The following is an 18,332-nucleotide window of genomic DNA, read 5'->3' on the forward strand; positions in this document are numbered from 1 at the left end:
GGTGGTGTCGGTCGGGGTGGTCACTGGCAGGCCTCGCACGCCTCGGGGTTCTCCAGCGAGCAGGCCAGCGCCTCCGCATCGAGGCTCACCGGTGGAACGACGGCGGACACGGTGGCCTGCTGGATGCGGGTGGCCGGTCGGGACCGCAGGTAGTAGGTCGTCTTCAACCCGCTCTTCCAGGCGTACAGGTACATCGAGGAGAGTTTGCCGATGGTCGGCGTGGCCAGGAACAGGTTCAGCGACTGGGACTGGTCGATGAAGGGTGCGCGGGCGGCGGCTAGGTCGATCAGCGCTCGTTGCGGCAGCTCCCACGCGGTGCGGAACAGCTCCCGCACCTCCGCGGGCAGCTCCGCGACATCCTGGACCGACCCGTCGGCACGTTTGATCGCCGTCCGGATCTGCTCGGTCCACAGCCCGCGAGCCTTGAGCTCGGCGACCAGGGCAGTGTTGACCTGGAGGAACTCCCCGGACAGGGTCTCGCGTTTGAACAGGTTGGACACCTGCGGCTCGATGCACTCGTAGCAGCCGGCGATCGAGGCGATGGTGGCGGTCGGGGCGATCGCGACCAGCAGTGAGTTGCGCAGCCCGTGCCCGGCCACCCGGTCCCGCAGGGCGTCCCAGCGCGCGGTCTGGCTGCCGGTGACGCCCCACAGGTCCGGTTGCAGCTGCCCGCGTGCCGCCCGGGTCTGCGCGAAGGCGGGGTGCGGGCCGTGCCGTTCCGCGAGGTCGGCGGAGGTCTCCAGGGCGGTCAGGTAGAGCTCTTCGCTGATCCGGGTGGACAGCTCCCGGGCGGCGGGGGAGTCGAACGGCAGCCGCAGCGCGAAGAACACGTCCTGCAGGCCCATCATGCCGAGGCCGACCGGCCGCCAGCGGGGGTTGCTCGCCGCCGCCTGCGGGGTGGGGTAGTAGTTGATGTCGATCACCCGGTCGAGGAACGTCACCGCGGTACGTACGGTGGCGCGCAACCGTTCCCAGTCGATGCCGTCGCCGGTGAGGTGGGCGGCGAGATTCACCGAGCCCAGGTTGCACACCGCGGTCTCGGCGTCGCTGGAGACCTCGATGATCTCGGTGCAAAGGTTCGACAGGTGCACCACGTTGCCGGGCTCCGCGGTCTGGTTGCAGAGCCGGTTGGCGGCGTCCTTGAACGTCATCCACCCGTTGCCGGTCTGCGCGAGGGTGCGCATCATCCGCCCGTACAGCTCCCGGGCCGGCACCTGCCGCACCCAGCGGCCCTGCGCCTCCGCCGCCCGATACGCGGCGTCGAACTCCACACCCCACAGGTCCGGCAGCTCCGGCACCTCGTCCGGGTCGAACAGCGACCACATCCCGTCCGCCTCCACGCGGCGCATGAACTCGTCCGGGATCCAGTTCGCCAGGTTCAGGTTGTGCGTACGCCGGGCGTCCTCGCCGGTGTTGTCCCGCAGCTGCAGAAACTCCTCGATGTCCGGGTGCCACGGCTCCAGATAGACGCAGGCGGCACCCTTGCGCCGGCCGCCCTGGTTCACCGCGGCGACACTGGCGTCCAGGGTCCGCAGCCACGGCACGATGCCGTTGGACCGTCCGTTCGTGCCCCGGATCAGCGCCCCGCGGGAGCGGACCCGGGAGAACGCGATGCCGATGCCGCCGGCGAACTTGGACAGGTTGGCCACCTGCGCGTACCGCTGGTAGATGGAGTCCAGCTCGTCGCGGGGCGAGTCCACCAGGTAGCAGGACGACATCTGGGTGTGCCGGGTGCCGGAGTTGAACAACGTCGGCGAACTCGGCAGATACGCCAGGCTGGACATCAGCCGGTAGAACCCGATCGCCTCGTCCGGCGTGTGCGACAGGCCGCACGCCACCCGCAGCAGCCAGTACTGCGGCGTCTCCAGCACCAGCCGGCTGGTCGGGTGCCGCAGCAGGTACCGGTCGTAGACGGTGCGCAGCCCGAAATACTCGAACCGCAGGTCGCCCGTCGGGTCGACCGCCTCGTCGAGGATGCGGGCGTGGGCGGCGACGAAGGCGGCGGTGTCGTCACCGATCAGCCCTTCGACGTGGCCGCGCCGGATCCCCTGGCTGAACGAGCCGATGTCCTGCCCGCGTACCTCCTTGTCGACGTATCCGGCGAGCAGACGGGCGGCGAGCCGCGAGTACTGCGGCTCCTCGCCGATCAGCTCGGCCGCGGTCCGGATGGACAGCCGGTCCAACTCGTCCGTGCTCGCCCCGTCGTACAAACCGCTGATGGTGCGGGTCGCCACCCGCAGCGGGTCGATGTCGGTGAGGTCGGCGCTCCACCGTTCGACCGCCCGGACGATCCGGTTGACATCGACGGGTTCGAGGTCACCGTTGCGCTTGCGGACGTGCATCTGCACGCGCCGCTGCCCGGGCAGGGCGATATCGCCTGGTAGCCCGTCGGTGGTCGGGTGGACCTTGGTGCCTGTCACTACTCACTCCTCGCGAGCTCGAGACCGGATGGGCCTCGGCGCGCGGGGTGCAGACACCGAGGGACACGCGCCGGCATCGGCGGTGTCCCGTGGGCGTCGGCCGTCCCGCGCGGCCTCGGACCGTCACACGCCCGTGCGGGGCGTGCGACGCGCTGGCAGGTCTTCGGACTCGTGGGCACAACCGGCGGAACCGGTCGCCTACTGGCCGTCGCTTCCCAGGCCATCGGTGGCCCAGTGCTGATGACGGCGGTCGTTCCCACTCACCGCTGCGGGGCAGTCCCGGATTTCCACCGGGTTCCCTCTTGCCTCGGCCGTCCCGTGAGAGGCGGCCGAACCAGCTGCGCCAGACACCATATATGGCCGTGCGGGTGCCTGGGCAACACCAGATGTCGCGTCGGCGTGTCAGCTGCGTCTCACCTCGGGCCCGGCAGGGCTCGGCTGTTCGGCCCGTTCGCCGTCCGATGGGACGCCGCCGTGTCAGTCGTCGCCGACGGCGGCAGCCGGTGCGCCGAGTGTGATCGTCAGGCCCGGGGCGCCGCCGCACGGGCGCGAACGGTTGTCCTCCTACAGCGTGTCTCATTAGTCCGTTGGGTCATGAGACACCGCCCTTCTCGGGCGTCCCTGCCGTCGCGGGTGTTCGTGGCGGCGGGGTTCCTCCGTCATCGGGGCTGGTTTCACCGGCGCGTGGGCGCTGGCCAGAGCCGTCCCCTCGGGAGGCGTTGATGACCGGGCCTCGTGCTTCGGGGTCCCGGGTCTGGGCGTGGTGTTGTTCGGCCCAGACGGCGAGGTTGACCGCCGCGTTGACGTCCCGGTCTGCCGTGTGCCTGCATTCGTCGCAGCGGAAGATGCGTATGGACAGGGGTGGGGCGGGGCCGATGGTGCGGCAGGCGCTGCACATTTTGGTGGACGGGTACCAGCGGGGTGCCATGGTCGCGAACCGAGCCGCCCCCGCATGACGGGCCAACACCACCACCTGCGACGGCGACGGATCGACCGTGAACCGGAACGCGGTAAACCTCCCCACAACCCCACAGCATGCCCGCCACCTACGACACTTCTGAAACACGCACTAGCCGCGTCCAAGTCGCGGATGCCACGGTGCCGACATGGCACAGTACGAGGTCCCCACGCCCAGCACGCTGCTCCTGCGCATGGTGCGGCCGGAGCAGGCTGCCGCCGCGCTGCGGATGCTGCACGAGTCGGACCCCGCGTCGGAAGTGCCGGCGGTCGGGTTCCGCGTCGCCACCCTCTCGGACGTCTCCAGCGATCCCTCCGTGGCGCCGCTCGCCGCGTGCGTCGTCCATCACCAACCGAATGATCCGACGGCGTGGCTCGGACGGTTTGCGGTTTCGGTGCCGTTCCGGCGGCGTGGGCTTGGCCGGCGCCTGCTCGCCGAGCTCTCCAGGGTGCTGCAGGCCGAGGGGGCGCAGCGCCTGTGGGTTCACCTGGGCGCCGACCAGCCAGCGGTGCGCGCGCTCCTCGCCGGCGCTGGATTTGTGGTCTGCCAGGTAGAGCCGACCGCCGTATTCCCAGCCGGTCTTGCGGCCAGCGAGGATGACCCGGAGGCCGGGTGGTGGGTGCGCGAGCTCTGAGAGGGGAGGCGGGATGGGCGTGGCAGAGCCCGCTGCTCCCTGGGCGGCGGCGCTGGACTTTCGCGTACTCGGCCCGCTGACGGTCACCGGCCCGGGCGGCGGTGAGCTGCGCCTCGGCACTCGGAAGCAACGCGCCGTGCTCGCGTTGCTGACGCTGGAGGCGGGACGGGTCGTATCGCTGGACCGCATCATCGCGGGCCTGTGGGCGGATGAGGCGCCGTCGAGCGCCACCGGCACGCTGCAGGCGTACATCTCGCAGCTGCGGCGCATCCTGGAGCCGGGCCGTTCGCCACGCGCCGCGCCCGCCGTGCTCCTCACCCGGGAGCCGGGCTATCTGCTCGCGGTGCGGCCGGATCAGGTGGACGCGGTGCGGTTCGAAACGCAGGTCGAGGCCGGTCGGGCCGCGCTCGCCGCGGACCTGCCCGGGGAAGCGGAACGGCTGCTGGCCGTCGCGCTGGAGCAGTGGCGCGGCGAGCCGTTGCTCGAGTTCGCGGACGAAGCCTTCGCGATGCCGGTGGTCACCCGGCTGACCGCGCTGTGCCAGGACGCCACCGAGGATCTCACCGAAGCCCGACTCGGCCTGGGGCGGAACGCGCAGGCAGCCGCGCAGGCCCGGGCGCTGCTGCGGCAGGACCCGTTCCGGGAGCGGTCGTGGGCCCAGCTCATGGTGGCGCTGTACCGGGACGGCCGCCAGGCCGAAGCACTGGAGGCGTACCGCGAGGCGCGCGCGATGCTGGACGAGCAGCTGGGGCTGCCGCCGGGCCCACAGCTGCAGGCGCTCGAGCGGGCGATCCTGCGGCAGGATCCCGCGCTGGCGCTCACTCCCCGCGCGGACACGCCCGCGGCGACCCCGGCCGCACCTCCCGCGCTGCGCTCCGAGCCGCTGCTGGGCGCTGGGGCAGCCGATGCACGGCCGACCGATGGACCGGGCGTCGTGCCCACGCCGGAGCCGGCTGCGGCCGCGACGATGGTGGGCCGCGGCCCGCAGCTCGAGTCGATCGACGACCGCCTCACGGCCGCGACCCGGCGCCGGGGCGGGCTGCTCTTCGTCGCTGGCGGAGCCGGCGTCGGCAAGACCTTTCTCACCGAACGCGTGGTCGAGCGAGCGACGGCGGCGGGGATGGCGGTCGCCTGGAGCCGGTGCGTGGAGGGGAGCGCCACTCCCGCATTCTGGCCGTGGATCCAACTGATGCGCGAGGTGCCGCCGAGCCCCGAGCAGGAGCGCCTTCTCGCCGCGCTGACCGGGGTCGCGGAGTCGCGGGAGCCGGCAGGTGACCCGGACGCGGCACGGTTTCACCTCTATGAGGCTGTCGGCGAGCTGCTGCGTACGGTGGCGGAGCGGCAGCCGACGCTCTTGGTCATCGACGATGTGCACCTCGCGGACGCCGCCTCGCTGCGGCTGCTGACCCATCTCGCCGGCGGACTGAGCCGGCTGCCGATACTGGTGCTCGCCACGATGCGCGCTGCGCCGGGCGATCATGACCAACCGCTGCGCGAGATGCTCGGCGCGCTGGCGAACGAACGGGGCGTGGAGCGGGTGACCCTGCCGCCGTTCTCCGCGGCCGACGTGCGTGACTACCTCCGGTCGGGCGCGGTGGAGCCCGACGTCGCCGTCGTCGCCGCGCTGCACGAGCGGACCGGCGGGAACCCGTTCTATCTCCGGGAGCTGCTGCGGCTGCTGGCGAGCGAGCACCCCGGCGGCTGGACCAACCAGGAGGTGATCGCGGAGTCCGCGGTGCCGGAGAGCGTACGCGACGTCATCGGCCGGCGGATCGCCCGGATGCCCGAGGAAACCCAGGCCCTGCTGCGAGCTGCCGCCGTCATCGGACGCGATGTCGACACGGTGCTGTTGGAGAATGCCGCCGGTCTGGACTACGAACGGGTGCTGAGCCTGCTCGAACCGGCTGTCGCGAGCGGCCTGCTGGTCGAGGTGCCCGACGGCTGGAACTACCGGTTCGCCCACTCCCTGGTCCGCGACGCTCTCTACGCGGAGCTGAGCCGGTTGCAGCGGGCGCGCGTGCACCGGCGGGTCGGCGAGGCGCTTGAGGGCCTGCACCGAGCCGAGGATCTCGCCACGATCGGGCTGCTCGCCCACCACTTCGCCGCCGCCGCCCGGATCGGGGCCTCGGCGAAGGCAGTCAGTTACGCCCGGCGTGCCGCGGAGTTGGCCGAGGCGCAGCTCGCCTATGACGAGGCGGTGGAGTTCCTCACCGTCGCCCTGGCCGCGCTCGACCCTACGGGCGCGGACGCGGTCAGCTGCCGATGCGAGCTGTTGGTGCAGCTGGGCAAGGCCAGGCGACTCGCCGGTGATGTGGTCGGCGCGCGCGTCGCGTTGAACGAGGCGGTCGCGCTCGGCACCAGGCTCGGTGACGACTCGCTGGTGATCGATGCGGCCACGGTCTTCGGCGGTGTGACGCTCTGGAACTGGCGGACTTACGGGCAGGTGGACGAGCGCATGGTGGCGATCCTGGAGGACCAACTCGCCCGGCTTGACCCGACCGACCACGTGCGTCGTGCGGCGCTGCTCGGCACGCTCGGAGTTGAGCTGTTCTACGGTGACCGACGCGACGAGGGGGAGCGGTTCGCCGAGGAGGCGGTCGAGCTTGCCCGCCGGTGGGGCGACGTGGAACTGCGGGCGCGTACCCTCAGCAACTACGCGGTAGCCGCCGCCAGGGTCCCGGACCGCGACGACCGACGGTTGGCCGTCGTGAACGAGATGCTCGAGCTCGGCCCGCTGCCTCGACGGGTGGAGATCGTAGCCAGGCTGCATCGCATGATCTTGCTGATGTCCACCGGCGACCTCGCCGGGTACGACCGCGACCTGGCGCGCTGCCGTCACCTGTTGACGGAGATCCGCCTGCCCGAGCTCGCTGGTCAGATCACCTACGCCGCCGGCGGGCGGGCCATCCTGGACGGGCGCTGGGCCGAGGCTGAACGCTTGGTCGAGGACGCCTTCGCCGAGCAGCGGCGGACCAGCATGTGGGGCGGGAAGTGGATGAGGTTGGTCCTGCTCTACACCAGCCGCCGCTTCCAGGGCCGGCCGGGTGAGCTACTCGACGAGCTGGTCACTCGGGCCGATGAGCCGGAGCTGATCCTGCTGCGCCCCACCGCGGTGCTGGCCGCCTGCGAATCGGGCGACGAGGCGCTCGCCGGGAAGCTGCTGGAGAAATGGGGCTGGACGATCCGCGGCGACTGGTCCTGGGACATCGTGACGTACCAGTGGGCTCTGGTCGCCGCTCGGCTCGGCGTACCGGATCCGGCTCGCCTCTACGAGATCCTCTCCCCGTTCGCCGACCGGTTCGTCGGCGTCGGCTCCGGCGGCGCCACGTGGGGCTCGAACCACTACGCGCTCGCCGAGCTCGCGCACCGGCTGGGCCGAACCGAACAGGCGGGCGTGCATGCGCACGCCGCGCTCGCCGCACATCGGCGGCTGGGCGTGGCGCACCTCATCCAGGCGAGCCTCAGCCAATCGGTGCGGCTCACTGCCTGACCTCGGCCGCGTCGGCCCGTACCGACATTTCCGTCTCCGCACGTCGCTTGGATCCCGCTTGAACGCCAGTCCATGCGTGGGCCAAGTCCGACCCAAGCGCTGGCTGACACCGTCAGGTCATCCGGCGCCCGGCCTGTGGGCGCCCTGCCCATGAGGAGTCAACCGGTGCGTACGGTCGACACCGTCGCCTTGGCCCGGCGGGTCCGCGGACCCGTGCTACAGCCCGGCGACGACGGCTTCACTACTGAGATCGCCGGGTTCAACGCGGCCATCGTCCACCGGCCGGACGTCGTGGTGGGAGCCACCGACGCCGGTGATGTGGCGGCGGCGGTAGGTTGGGCCGCCGAGCAGGGACTGGCGGTGGCCGTGCAGTCGACCGGCCACGGCCAGCTGGCAGCCACTGACGGCGGCATCTTGATCACCACGCGGCGACTCGACGAGGTTCGGGTCGACCCGGTCGCCCGGCGGGCCAGAGTGGGCGCCGGCGTACGGTGGCAGAGCGTGATCGAGACGGCGGCCGAGCACGGCCTGGCCCCGCTCAACGGGTCGTCCTCCGGCGTGGGCGTGGTCGGTTACACACTCGGCGGCGGTGTCCCGGTCATGGCCCGCACCTTCGGATTCGCCGCCGACCACGTTCGGGCGGTCGAGCTGGTGACCGCGGATGGAATGCTCCGGCGGGCCGACGCGGCGAATGAGCCGGATCTGTTCTGGGCCCTGCGTGGAGCCGGCCGCATCGGCTTCGGCGTGGTGACCGCGATCGAATTCGATCTGGTACCGGTCCGCAGCCTCTACGGCGGTGGCATCTTCTACCCGGCGAGCGCCACGGCGGACGTACTGCACGCCTTCCGGACCTGGGCCCCGACCCTGTCCGAGCAGACGACCACGTCCGTCGCCCTGCTGCGCCTGCCCGACCTGCCGCAGCTGCCCGAGCCGCTACGCGGGCAGTTCGTGGTCCATCTGCGGATAGCGCACCTCGGCGGCGTCGAGGAAGGTGAGCGCATGCTCGCTCCGATGCGGGCGGTGGCACCGGCGTTGATCGACTCGGTGGCGGAGATGCCGTACGTCGGCGTCGACGCCATCCACTCCGACCCCACTGACCCGATGCCGGAACATCACGCCGGGGTCGTGTTGCGGCATCTGCCGGCCGAGGCGGTGGACGCGCTGATCGCGGTGGCCGGCCCCCACGTGGAGGTGCCGCTCGCGATGGTGGAGCTGCGACTCCTCGGCGGCGCGCTGGCCCGGCAAGCGGCGGTGCCCAACGCCGTGAGCGGCCGCGGCGGGGCCTTCTCGCTGCTGGGACTCGGACCGCTGCTGCCCGGGCTCGAGCAGGTCGTGCCGGCCGTCGTAGGCAGCGTCCTCGACGCGCTTGAGCCGTTCGTCGCTCCCGGCCTCGCCTTGGCCAACTTCCGGGGATCCTTGGAGGCCGCCGACGGTCCCTACGGTCCCTGGTCCAGCGCGGACGCCGGTCGGCTCAGTGAGATCAAGAATCTTCACGATCCAGCCGGGATGTTCCGTTCAGGAGTACGAAGCCTCGTCGGTTAGCTATCCGCCCTGCCACGTCTCGTAACCCCTGAACTTACCCCGTCGCGCCATAGCTACATCGACGCACTCCGATCTATCATGGTCGGGGGGGGTGGTTGCTCGGTTCAGGAGTGCGAAGCGGGCAGTGCAGGTCCCTGGTGGATAAACCGTCGTCCTTGGGAGGCATGCGTGCGATCCGATCCCGTAAGCAGAAGATTCCCGTGGCGGCGGAGCGCCGGCCGGATTCGACCCGTGCGACTGTTGGCCGTGACCCTGGCCGCTGTGTTGATGGTTCCGCCAGGTGCGGCCCCGGCCCCGGCCTCGGCCGACGGCACCGCCCGACCGGTGCCGGCATCGCTGAACGCGGGGGTCGGTGTGCCCACGGGCACGATGGCCGCGGCGGCCTCTGCCGCCGCCACGGTCTGTGCCAAGGTGGCCGCCAAGGCCGGCTTCTCGTACACCGCGAACGTCAGCACGTCTGCGGGCAACGTCCGGCAGATCGTGGTCGCTGTGGCGGTCGCCATGGCCGAGTCGAGCTGCAACCCGTCGGCGACGGGCCAGAACCCCGGCTCGATCGACCGGGGCTTGTGGCAGATCAACAACTATTGGCACCCCGAGGTCAGTGACGCCTGCGCCTACCAGGTTCAGTGCAACGCCAACGCGGCGTGGAACATCTCCAACCACGGCAGCAACTGGACCCCGTGGTCGACCTACAACAACGGAGCATGGCGGAACTACCTGAACACTGCGCGCGACGCCATCACCGGGTTCTCGTTCCAGCTGAAGAGCCGGGGCGCCGGTACCTGCCTGGACGCCATCTCGTCCGACGTCCGCAACGGCGGGCGGATCGCCCAGTGGCCCTGCAACAGCAGCGACAGCTACCAGCAGTGGCGCGTGGTGGTCGGCGCGAACAACTACAACCCGGTGCTCCAGAACGTCGGCACCGGCACCTGCCTGGACGCCATCTCGTCCGACATCCGCAACGGCGGGGCGATCACCCAGTGGGCCTGCAACACCACCGGCGATCCCTACCAGCGGTGGTGGTTCTCGGGCAGCGGGCAGCTCAACACCAACGGCGACGCCAACGCCGGACTGCACAACGTCGGCACCGGGACCTGCCTGGACGCCGACGCATCGACCGCCGGCCAGAACGGGAACATCTTCCAGTGGGCCTGCTCCGGCAGCGATCTTTTCCAGCTGTGGAACTGATCGCGTGACGACAGGCCTCGCCGGCTGGACTGCCCGCGAGGCATGTCCCCCGGTCGTGCTTCGGGGCAACGCGCTCGGACTCGCCAACGACCCGGAATTCGGCCTGGTCGGGGCAGTCTTCACCGGCACCGGTCAGTGGATCGTCACGGTTCCGGCTGCGGCGTCCACGGTGATGATCTGACCTGTGGAGATTTTCCGGGTCGCGTCCGGGACACAGATGACGGCGGGGATGCCGTACTCCCGGGCCACGGTGGGGCCGTGGGCCATGACCGCACCGGTTTCGGTGACCAGCGCTCCGGCGGTGAGGAACAGTGGGGTCCATCCCGGGTCAGTGGTGGCGGTGACCAGGACGTCGCCGGGTTCGATGTGGGCGGTGGCCGGGTCGTGGACGACCCGGGCGGGGCCGGTCGCCCGGCCCGCTGCCGCCCCTACGCCCGTCAGCGCGCCATCCGCGGTGGCCGGCGCCGGCAGGACCGCCTCCAGGTCGGTGCCGTCCGACAGCAGCGCCACCGGTACGGCCCGGCGGCGCGACTCCCGCTGGTGGACCGCTCTGCGGGAGGCGACCGTTCGCCGGTGGTCGACGTTCTGGTGCACGGCGTCGTGCACCTCGTCGAGGGACAGGAACATGATGTCGCCGGGCTGATCGAGCAGTCCGCTGCCGGTCAGGTCAACGCCCACGGAGAGCAGTTGCCGCCGCATCTCCTGCAGCCGGTACAGGCCGGCGAACTTGCCCGCCTCCCGCAGTCCGGCCAACGCCCGGGCACGGCGCAGCAGGAACCCGGCGAGACGCCCCCGCACCGGCCTGCGGCGGCGGGCCCGGGCACCGAGCTCGTGGAGGGTGGCTTCCGCGGTGGCGGCCGCACGTGCGAAGCGCCGGTCGGGTGCCTGTTCCGGATCGGTGACCCGTAGGTAGTTGGCGATCATGGTGAAGATCGGCGCGGGGTCTTCGTTCCACCGCGGCACTCCGAGGTCGACCTCGGCGACGCCGCGGTGGCCGTAGGTGTCCAGGAACGCCGCCAGCCCGATGTCCGGGAGCGTCCCCTGCCGGTACCGCGCGGCCAACTCGTCGGGCGGCGTGTGCAGCAGCAACTGTCGGTGGTCGCCGGCGCGCTGGGTGAGCCGCCACAGCGCGAGATCCATTTCGATGGTGACGTTGTAGGGCATCCCACCCAGTACGGCGTGGATCTCTTCCTCGCGAACGACGCCCTTGAGCAGGTGAGCCGGCAGCGCGGCCGCGAGCATGCCGGCCACGATGGGGGAGACGATGTCAGCTGGGCTGCTCGCCGCCTCCTGGGCCCGCACGAAGCGCAGCCGTTCCGCGGCGGTACGCAGGCCGTCGGGCGCAGCCGACCGGAGTTTCAGCTGTTCGACGGCGTCGAACATCCGCGTCCGCGCCGCGTCGGGTCGGGCCAGCGCCCGCACGACCCCGACCATCAGCCGCACGGCCGCCCACAGGGACGCCCCGTTCGACCCGCGTCGGCGCTCCGGACGGTCCTTGTCGGGAGCGAACCGCGGGTCCGCCAGGACCTGCTGCATGACCGCCTGGGCGCGCGGTCCGAAGTCGACCGCCATGAGCTTGACCAGCCGTTTGCGGGCGGATCTGCTGCGCGCCAGGTCGGTCAGGTCGCCGTAGAGCCGCCCACCGATGTCGACGATCTCGGCCCTGATGCCGAGCGCGGCGAGCATCGCCGCGACCAGCGACTTCAGCGTGGACATGCCCATCGGCGTGACGGGCTGGAGCATGCCCTGGACGTGGCCGAACTCCAGGTAGACGCGAGGAAGGGGTTTGTCGGTGTCCGGAGGGAGGGGGAAGAGTGTGGTGATTGGCCGCGACTGCAGCAGCCACATCGTCCCGTCCTCGTCGATCACCCACTCCACGTCCTGCGGGCAGCCGAAGTGCCGCTGGAGGCGCTCGCCGACGGCCCGCAGCTCGGCCAGTTGGGCCCTTGCCAGGCAACCGGTGCCAATCTGGCCCGACCCGCTGAGGAGGTAGTGGTCGACGACAGCTTGGCCGTCCACCACCGCCGTGCCGGGACCCGGCGCGGCGTCGACCATCATCTCCGTGCGGCAGCCGGTCAGTGCGTTCGCCGTGAACAGCACCCCCGACACCTCGGCGGCGACCATCCGTTGCACGACGACGGCCATCCGGACCGCGTCGTGATCGATGTGGTGGGCGTCGCGGTAGGCGACCGCGCGGGCGTTGTGCAGCGAGCCCCAGCACTTCGCGATCGCAGCTATCAGTTCAGCGGCGCCGGTGACGTTGAGGACGCTGTCCTGCTGTCCGGCGAAGCTTGCGTCCGGCAGGTCCTCGGCCGTCGCGCTGGACCGCACCGCCACCGGGCCCGCACCGAGCCGCTCGTACGCGTCGACAATCTCCGCCTGCGGGATGACGCCCGACTGGTACGCCTCGGTGGTGACGCAGAACCCCGGCGGCACACGCTCGCCCCCGCGGATCAACTCGCCCAGGCCGGCCGCCTTGCCGCCGACCAGATCGATCATGTCGGCGGACGCCTCGGACAGCGGGATCACACGCATGGGACCACCTTCTTTGCAATACGACTGCATCGCAAACCACGGTACCTCGCAATGCAGTCGCAATGCCAGCGACCGCCCCTGGCTTGGACGATGAGGCGGGGAGCTGGCCTGGGGCTCCGGGCCGTTTTGCTATGTTCTCCGGCCAATGCCATCCGATGCGGACACTGGCGACCTCGCCGACGAGATCGACCACCCGTTCGGCAACGAGGAAGGCGGCAGTGACGTTGCGCGGTCCCTTGTGGACCGCGCGGTGCGAATGATGATCTAATTCCTTCAGGTTCGACCGAGTAGCCGGAAATGCCAGGCTGCGTAGCGAAGGAGTTCTCATGCCCGTCACCGCCGACCTCACCAAGCTGGTCGACAAGGCCTACCAGGACAGGAGCGTCACCGAGCTGGTCGACGCCCCGGTGTCCGCCCTTGCCGGAGTCAGCGACGGTGGTGCCAAGCTGCTCAAGGAGGCGCTCGGCATTGTCACGATCGGCGACCTCGGCCGCAACCCCTACTTCCGCACCGCCAGCGCGCTGGTCGCCCTGACCGGCAAGTAGTCCCGCTTCCGGCCATGCCCGGGCGGCCAGCTTCCGTAGCCGCCCGGGCATGCCACCCGGACAGCAGTGGCAGGCAGAAGTTGAGGGTCCCGGAGGTGACCGATGAGCGAGACCCCGATCAGAACTGGCGACGGAACTCAGGTCCCCGCTCCGCCGGCGGTGCGGACAACCGCCGACCGGGTGAGGCGCTGGCAGTTCAACACCCCGTCGCTCGCCCGTCGGGGCTACGACTCGGACGAGGTCGACCGTTTCCGCATCCAGGCCGCCGACGAGCTTGACCTGCTTGCTACCGAGATCGCACGGTTGCGGGCTGAGAACGAGCGGCTCGCCGGCCAGCTTGAGCTGCACCGCCACGGGGTGATCCCGAGCGCCGGCGCGGCCGCGGACTTGCCCCGAGCCAACGAGGTCAACCTGCTGTCCGAGGCCCAACGGGAGGCCGAGCAGATCATGGCCCAGGCCCACGAGTACGCACATCGGGTCGCCGAGTACGCCCGTGCGCAGTACGACAACTCCGTACGAGCGGCGGGCGGCGGCGCTGCGCAGGAGGCGCGGCGGGCGATGCACAACCGCCGCGGCGCTGGAGTCGAGCGCGACGACGCGGCACGAAAGGTGATGCCGACCGGCGGCGAGACAATGATCGCGCAGATCCGGGCGGTGGCCCGGCACCTTGACGACGGCCGGCAACAACTTGCCCGCGCGCTCGAGCGTCTCGCCGCCGAGCCGACGAGAGCTCAGGGGGTCGCGGGCGGGCCCGTGACGGCTGCTCCGCCCGGGACCGGCCACGCCGGCGCCGCCGGCTCGGTCCGCGTCCGGGTGGCCCCGGTGGACGAGCCAACCGTAGCGATGGCAACGATCAACAAGGCCGGCGCGAGGGCTGGCGGCACCATCCAGCCATCCAGCACTGCCTGACGCCCCAGCATGATCGCCGCTGGGGCGGCAAGCGGCCGGTCAATGCAGCAGCAGGTCGATCACGCCGGTCAGGTCCTCCTCGCCGCTGCCCTCGGCCAGTCGGCGACGCATCAGCTCGAAGTACGGGCTGAGCAGTTCCGGGCTGACGCCCTGCTGTTCGGCAGCGCTCAGGAAGGTCGGCGTGCCGGCCACCTGCATGGCGAGGTTGGAGACCACGCCCTTGGTGTAGTCGCCGCTGCGCAGCTGTTCGGCGGTCTGGTGAACTGCCGGGGCCATGGCGATGAGCCAGTCCGCGAGCAGCGGGGCGAGCGACGCCGGGTCGATGTCCTCCTTGCGGATCAGGGCGAAGGCGTGCGCGACCCCGGCGAACATCCCGTACATGGCGCTGAGCAGGGCCACGTCGTGCAGCGCCGCGAAGCCTGGATCCCTGCCGACGTAGGTGGTGCCGGCCGGGACGCCCAGGGTCTCCTGGTGGCGCTCGAACAGCTCCTGCGAGCCGCTGTAGAAGACGTAGCCGCCGGCTTCCGGGATGCCGATCATCGGAGGAACCGCCATGATCCCGCCGTCCAGGTAGCGGGCGCCGCGCTCGCGGGCCCACTCGGCTCGGGCGCGCGCCTGGGCAGGGGTGCTGGTGGTCAGGTTGACCAGGTCCCGGTCGGCCAGGTCGGTGCCAGCCAGCACCTCGTCGACCGAGGCGTCGTCCAGCAGACAAACGACGACCAGGGTGTTCGCCGCGACCGCCTCAGCGGCGCTGTCCGCGACCCTCGCACCCTCGGCGCCGAGCGCCGCGGCACGGGCCGGGGTGCGGTTCCAGACGGTGAGCGGGTGGCCGGCGGCGAGCCAGGTACGGGCCAGCGCGGTGCCCATCGCGCCGAGCCCCAGCAGCGTGACGGAGGTCTTCTCAGCAGTGTTCTGTGCCATGCCGATCAGGCTGGTCGTAGGCCCGTAGGTGATCAAGTACGCACTTCGGAGTGGGTGGTTACCCTGGGGTTAGCGAGCACGTCAGAGGGTGGGGGCATGGCGACGTTGAACCGGCCGGGCGCACCAGATGGACACGCCTGCGGGATCGACACCGCGATGGAGGTGATCGGCGGCAAGTGGAAGGTGCTGATCCTCTGGGCGCTCCACGAGCACCCCTACCGTCGCTTCGGCGAGCTGCGTCGACTGCTTCCGGGGATCACCGAGAAGGTGCTGGCCTCTCACCTGCGCGAGATGGAAGCGGACGGCGTCGTGCACCGCGTCTCCTACGACGAGGTACCGCCCCGCGTCGAGTACTCGCTGACCGAGGACGGCACGCGCCTCAACGACGCACTCGAGCCGCTGGCCGCCTGGGGACGCCAGCGCTCGACCGCTTGACTGCTGCTCAACCCGCCGCCAAGACGCGTCCAGGACCGTTTCCGCTTGAGCTGGTGCCTACCATCGGGCAATGACCGTCACGCCAGACCCTTCCGCGTCGCTCCCACCCGGCGATGCTGGCGGTCCGCGCCCCGCCGAGCCGCCCGGGCACTCCAGCCCTCGGCCGGTCCGTCGGCGACGTCGACTCGTCCAGCGGGCCCTCGTCGTCGGGGCCGGGCTGGTCCTGCTCCTCGCTGCGCCGGCGCTCTGGGTCCGGGCGAACTCCGCCGGCCATCTGCACCCGTACGACGAGGCGCCCGAGGCGCCGGTCGTGATCGTGTTCGGCGCGCAACTGGCACCGGGAGGCACCCAGCCCATGCCGTTCCTGAAGGGGCGGCTGGACGTGGCGACCCAACTGGTCAAGGACGGCAAGGCGAACGTCGTGCTCGTTTCCGGCGACCGCGTCGGCGCCTCCGGCGACGAGATCGCCGCGATGACGGCGTACCTTGTCGCCGCAGGCGTGCCCGCCGAGCACATCGTCGGCGATCCGTACGGTCTCGACAGCTACGACACCTGCAAGCGCGCCCATGACGTCTACGGCGTACGCCGGGCGCTGCTCGTCAGCCAGTCACTGCACCTGCCCCGCGCGGTGGCGCTGTGCCGGCGCCTCGGCATCGACGCGAGCGGAGTCGCCGCCCGCTGTGACGGCTGCCGGCGAGTGACTCTGGCGAAGAACGCCGCACGCGAGGTACCGGCGGCGTGGAAGGTGGCCTACGACCTGGTGACCGCACGCCCGCCCGCGGTGTCCTCAGCTCCCGACCCGGTGCTCCAGCAAGCCCTCGACGAGTAGACGCCCACCGCCTCTCTGGCCGCAGAAGGCGGTGGTGGTTGAGGGCGGATGAGCGGCGATTAGCGATGCCACCTGCCCACGCGTACGGGAACGCCGAGAGACGCGTGGAGGATCGGTTCGCCGGCCGGCGCGGGCAGTCCCGCCCCGGTCAGCAGGTCCTGGTCCAGCCGGAGCAACTCGACCCGGCGCAGCGGCCACTCCGGGTGTTCCACCTCGGCGGCGGCAAGCCCTCCGGCGATGACGGTGAACAGTCGGTACCGGGCGGTCAGGAAGTGGGCGAGCTCGTCGCGCTCCACCTCGCGCAGCGGTGGGCCCAGCCGCACGTCGGCGTCACATCGCAGCCGTCGAGGGCCGGGCTGGCGACGCGCACAGCGGTAGGCGACCCGCGTGCCGCTCACCCGTACCGCCATGTCCGACCAGTAGTAGGGCAACCGGTAGCCGACTCGGGCCGCGAGGACCGCGGGCAAGCGGGCCGCGTCCAGCGACAGGAACCAGATTCCCCGCCGGCCTTGCCGGTCCTGGGCGTAGGTCCGGACGTTGGTCTCCGGAAAGCTCGACAACCACGGTACGGCTGGTAGTGCTGGAGTCCGCACTCCCTGCATGAGGAACGGTGTCAAGCCGACCCAGGCCGATCCGTCGAAGGTATCCACCGCCAGCCCGGGCGGCAGCAACGGCTGCAGCATCGAGGGTGGGCAGCGCCAGTGGATGAACGTTATCCAGCTCCACAGGTGATACATCAGCGGCCGGGGCACCTTCGGTGACGGCGGAGCCTCCATCCGCCTCCCTCCACCTGATCATGAAACGGCACTGCGGGGCGGACCCGCATGAGCGGTCCGCCCCGTCGCAGCAGCCGACTTGGCCTGGCGTGAACGCCGACGCGCCGCGGCGTCCCGACGGCGATCGCCTGGTCAGCGCCGGCTCAGGCCCGCACGGCGTCCATGGCCTTTTTCAGGGCGCGCGGCGCCGTCGGTTTCCGCGGTGCCTTGTTCTTCATCGCGGCCAGCCGGGCGCCGAGATCCTGCAACTGCTGGGGCGGAACAGCGTCCCGCACCTTCGGGAACCACTCCTTTTCTTCTTCCTCGATGTGGTGGGTGACCGCCTCGATGAGGACCGTCGTCTTGGCCTCGAAATGTCGTCGTCGGGGCTCATCATGCTCAGCTCAAAGCCCAGCACGTCCGCGACGTGGTGTTCCTCGTAGGATTCCAGTACGAGGTCCGGCACCAGCGTCCCTGATCAGCTTAGCGATCCTGAGTCGGATGGGGTTTCCGGGATCGTTTCCCACCGTGGTGGGGTCGCGTGGGCGTGGAGGTGGAATCCTGCGCCGAGTGCGGCTCCGCGTGGCCGGTGGCCGGTGGTGGTGGGTGTGCTGATCGTGGTCACGCTCTGGTGTCGGTGGGCTGCGCGGGGCAGCCTCGGCCGGTCCGTTGGTGCGTGTCCCTCCGGACGCTTGCCCGCCTGACCGTGGGGCCGGGTGGGGGAGGGTGCCCTGCGTCGCCTGGGCGCGGGGCGTGGGGTGCGGGGCCGGGTGGGGCCGGTCTTCGACCGGTCCCTCCGACTGGTCTTGGAGGTGCTGGGGGTGACGACGGCTGCGGCTTCGAGCCCGTTGACGACCGAGCGGATCACCATCGCGCCGCTGGTCTTGTCGGTGACGGTTTTGCCCTGGTGGGTGAGGCCACGGGCGGCGATACGCCGCCATGCTCCGTGGTCCCGGTCTCCCTGCCAACCGCACCCGGTGTTGGGGCAGATGGCCCACTTCCATCCCGATGTAGTAGGGCGGTCGGGGGCTTTACGGTGCTGCAGCGGTGCCAGGCACTGCGGGCAGTGCTTGGACGTGTTGCGGGCGGGGACGGTGACCACGGCGATCCCGTGCTCGGCGGCGAGGTGTCGCATCCGGTCGCTGATTTGTCCGCGGACCTGCTGGGACAG

15 protein-coding genes and 1 riboswitch are annotated in these 18,332 nt (G+C 71.0%); of the genes, 8 read left to right on the forward strand and 7 right to left on the reverse strand.

The annotated features are described in order from the left end of the window. Positions 1–20: 20 nt before the first annotated feature. Complete coding sequence (locus ACGF4F_RS33820) at positions 21–2,420, reverse strand: ribonucleoside-diphosphate reductase subunit alpha (RefSeq protein WP_393084083.1); 2,400 nt, start codon at positions 2,418–2,420, stop codon at positions 21–23. A 136-nt stretch (positions 2,421–2,556) separates the two neighbouring features. Then, positions 2,557–2,774, reverse strand: a riboswitch (cobalamin riboswitch). A gap of 238 nt (positions 2,775–3,012) precedes the next feature. Further along, positions 3,013–3,348, reverse strand: coding sequence for a zinc ribbon domain-containing protein (locus ACGF4F_RS33825; protein ID WP_393084107.1), 336 nt, complete (start codon positions 3,346–3,348; stop codon positions 3,013–3,015). Between the two features lie 178 nt (positions 3,349–3,526). On the opposite strand from ACGF4F_RS33825, the gene ACGF4F_RS33830 reads away from it, so the two are divergent. The 4 genes from ACGF4F_RS33830 (at position 3,527) to ACGF4F_RS33845 (ending at position 10,232) form a co-directional block, all read left to right on the forward strand. After that, positions 3,527–4,012, forward strand: a complete 486-nt coding sequence (locus tag ACGF4F_RS33830) for a GNAT family N-acetyltransferase (RefSeq protein ID WP_357447395.1) — start codon at positions 3,527–3,529, stop codon at positions 4,010–4,012. Positions 4,013–4,025: 13 nt separating this feature from the next. After that, complete coding sequence (locus ACGF4F_RS33835) at positions 4,026–7,502, forward strand: BREX system ATP-binding domain-containing protein (protein WP_393084087.1); 3,477 nt, start codon at positions 4,026–4,028, stop codon at positions 7,500–7,502. A gap of 165 nt (positions 7,503–7,667) precedes the next feature. Beyond that, positions 7,668–9,044, forward strand: coding sequence for an FAD-binding oxidoreductase (locus ACGF4F_RS33840; protein ID WP_357447401.1), 1,377 nt, complete (start codon positions 7,668–7,670; stop codon positions 9,042–9,044). A gap of 324 nt (positions 9,045–9,368) precedes the next feature. Beyond that, positions 9,369–10,232: an RICIN domain-containing protein gene (locus tag ACGF4F_RS33845; protein WP_393084090.1), complete on the forward strand. Its 864-nt coding sequence runs from the start codon at positions 9,369–9,371 to the stop codon at positions 10,230–10,232. Between the two features lie 132 nt (positions 10,233–10,364). On the opposite strand, the gene ACGF4F_RS33850 is transcribed toward ACGF4F_RS33845, so the two are convergent. After that, the gene (locus ACGF4F_RS33850) at positions 10,365–12,767 is read right to left on the reverse strand and encodes a PEP/pyruvate-binding domain-containing protein (RefSeq protein WP_393084093.1); all 2,403 of its coding nucleotides are present in this window, start codon (positions 12,765–12,767) and stop codon (positions 10,365–10,367) included. A gap of 326 nt (positions 12,768–13,093) precedes the next feature. Here ACGF4F_RS33850 and ACGF4F_RS33855 point away from each other — a divergent pair, with 326 nt between their 5' ends. Both ACGF4F_RS33855 and ACGF4F_RS33860 read left to right on the forward strand, forming a co-directional pair. Further along, a complete protein-coding gene (locus tag ACGF4F_RS33855) occupies positions 13,094–13,312 on the forward strand; it encodes a hypothetical protein (RefSeq protein WP_357447410.1) in 219 nt (72 codons plus the stop codon). 102 nt (positions 13,313–13,414) lie between these two features. After that, positions 13,415–14,221 carry a DivIVA domain-containing protein gene (locus tag ACGF4F_RS33860; protein WP_357447413.1) on the forward strand — a complete coding sequence of 269 codons (807 nt, stop codon included), beginning with the start codon at positions 13,415–13,417 and terminating at the stop codon, positions 14,219–14,221. Between the two features lie 39 nt (positions 14,222–14,260). Here ACGF4F_RS33860 and ACGF4F_RS33865 read toward each other — a convergent pair whose 3' ends face one another. Then, positions 14,261–15,142, reverse strand: a complete 882-nt coding sequence (locus ACGF4F_RS33865) for an NAD(P)-dependent oxidoreductase (RefSeq protein ID WP_393084097.1) — start codon at positions 15,140–15,142, stop codon at positions 14,261–14,263. 96 nt (positions 15,143–15,238) lie between these two features. Between ACGF4F_RS33865 and ACGF4F_RS33870 the strand changes: the two genes are divergently transcribed. Both ACGF4F_RS33870 and ACGF4F_RS33875 read left to right on the forward strand, forming a co-directional pair. Continuing rightward, the gene (locus tag ACGF4F_RS33870; RefSeq protein ID WP_357447419.1) at positions 15,239–15,577 is read left to right on the forward strand and encodes a helix-turn-helix domain-containing protein; all 339 of its coding nucleotides are present in this window, start codon (positions 15,239–15,241) and stop codon (positions 15,575–15,577) included. A 70-nt stretch (positions 15,578–15,647) separates the two neighbouring features. Next, a complete protein-coding gene (locus ACGF4F_RS33875; protein ID WP_357447422.1) occupies positions 15,648–16,406 on the forward strand; it encodes an ElyC/SanA/YdcF family protein in 759 nt (252 codons plus the stop codon). Between the two features lie 59 nt (positions 16,407–16,465). Here the strand turns inward: ACGF4F_RS33875 and ACGF4F_RS33880 are convergent, their stop codons facing one another. The 3 genes from ACGF4F_RS33880 to ACGF4F_RS33890 form a co-directional block, all read right to left on the reverse strand. Then, positions 16,466–17,182: a YqjF family protein gene (locus ACGF4F_RS33880; protein WP_393084101.1), complete on the reverse strand. Its 717-nt coding sequence runs from the start codon at positions 17,180–17,182 to the stop codon at positions 16,466–16,468. 143 nt (positions 17,183–17,325) lie between these two features. Then, positions 17,326–17,457, reverse strand: coding sequence for a hypothetical protein (locus tag ACGF4F_RS33885; protein ID WP_357447428.1), 132 nt, complete (start codon positions 17,455–17,457; stop codon positions 17,326–17,328). Positions 17,458–17,639: 182 nt separating this feature from the next. After that, positions 17,640–18,332, reverse strand: a 693-nt coding sequence (locus tag ACGF4F_RS33890) for a zinc ribbon domain-containing protein (RefSeq protein WP_393084104.1), incomplete at its 5' end; no start/stop codon positions are given.

Source organism: Micromonospora sp. NPDC047740 (genome assembly GCF_043204735.1).
In the GTDB taxonomy this organism is placed as follows: Bacteria; Actinomycetota; Actinomycetes; order Mycobacteriales; family Micromonosporaceae; genus Micromonospora.

Bases quoted from the DNA above. Each gene is read 5' to 3' on its own strand.
- ACGF4F_RS33870 (WP_357447419.1), top strand. From the start codon at position 15,239: ATGGCGACGTTGAACCGGCCGGGCGCACCAGATGGACACGCCTGCGGG.
- ACGF4F_RS33880 (WP_393084101.1), bottom strand. From the start codon at position 17,182: ATGGAGGCTCCGCCGTCACCGAAGGTGCCCCGGCCGCTGATGTATCAC.
- ACGF4F_RS33850 (WP_393084093.1), bottom strand. From the start codon at position 12,767: ATGCGTGTGATCCCGCTGTCCGAGGCGTCCGCCGACATGATCGATCTG.
- ACGF4F_RS33855 (WP_357447410.1), top strand. From the start codon at position 13,094: ATGCCCGTCACCGCCGACCTCACCAAGCTGGTCGACAAGGCCTACCAG.
- ACGF4F_RS33830 (WP_357447395.1), top strand. From the start codon at position 3,527: ATGGCACAGTACGAGGTCCCCACGCCCAGCACGCTGCTCCTGCGCATG.
- ACGF4F_RS33860 (WP_357447413.1), top strand. From the start codon at position 13,415: ATGAGCGAGACCCCGATCAGAACTGGCGACGGAACTCAGGTCCCCGCT.
- ACGF4F_RS33825 (WP_393084107.1), bottom strand. From the start codon at position 3,348: ATGGCACCCCGCTGGTACCCGTCCACCAAAATGTGCAGCGCCTGCCGC.
- ACGF4F_RS33835 (WP_393084087.1), top strand. From the start codon at position 4,026: ATGGGCGTGGCAGAGCCCGCTGCTCCCTGGGCGGCGGCGCTGGACTTT.
- ACGF4F_RS33875 (WP_357447422.1), top strand. From the start codon at position 15,648: ATGACCGTCACGCCAGACCCTTCCGCGTCGCTCCCACCCGGCGATGCT.
- ACGF4F_RS33865 (WP_393084097.1), bottom strand. From the start codon at position 15,142: ATGGCACAGAACACTGCTGAGAAGACCTCCGTCACGCTGCTGGGGCTC.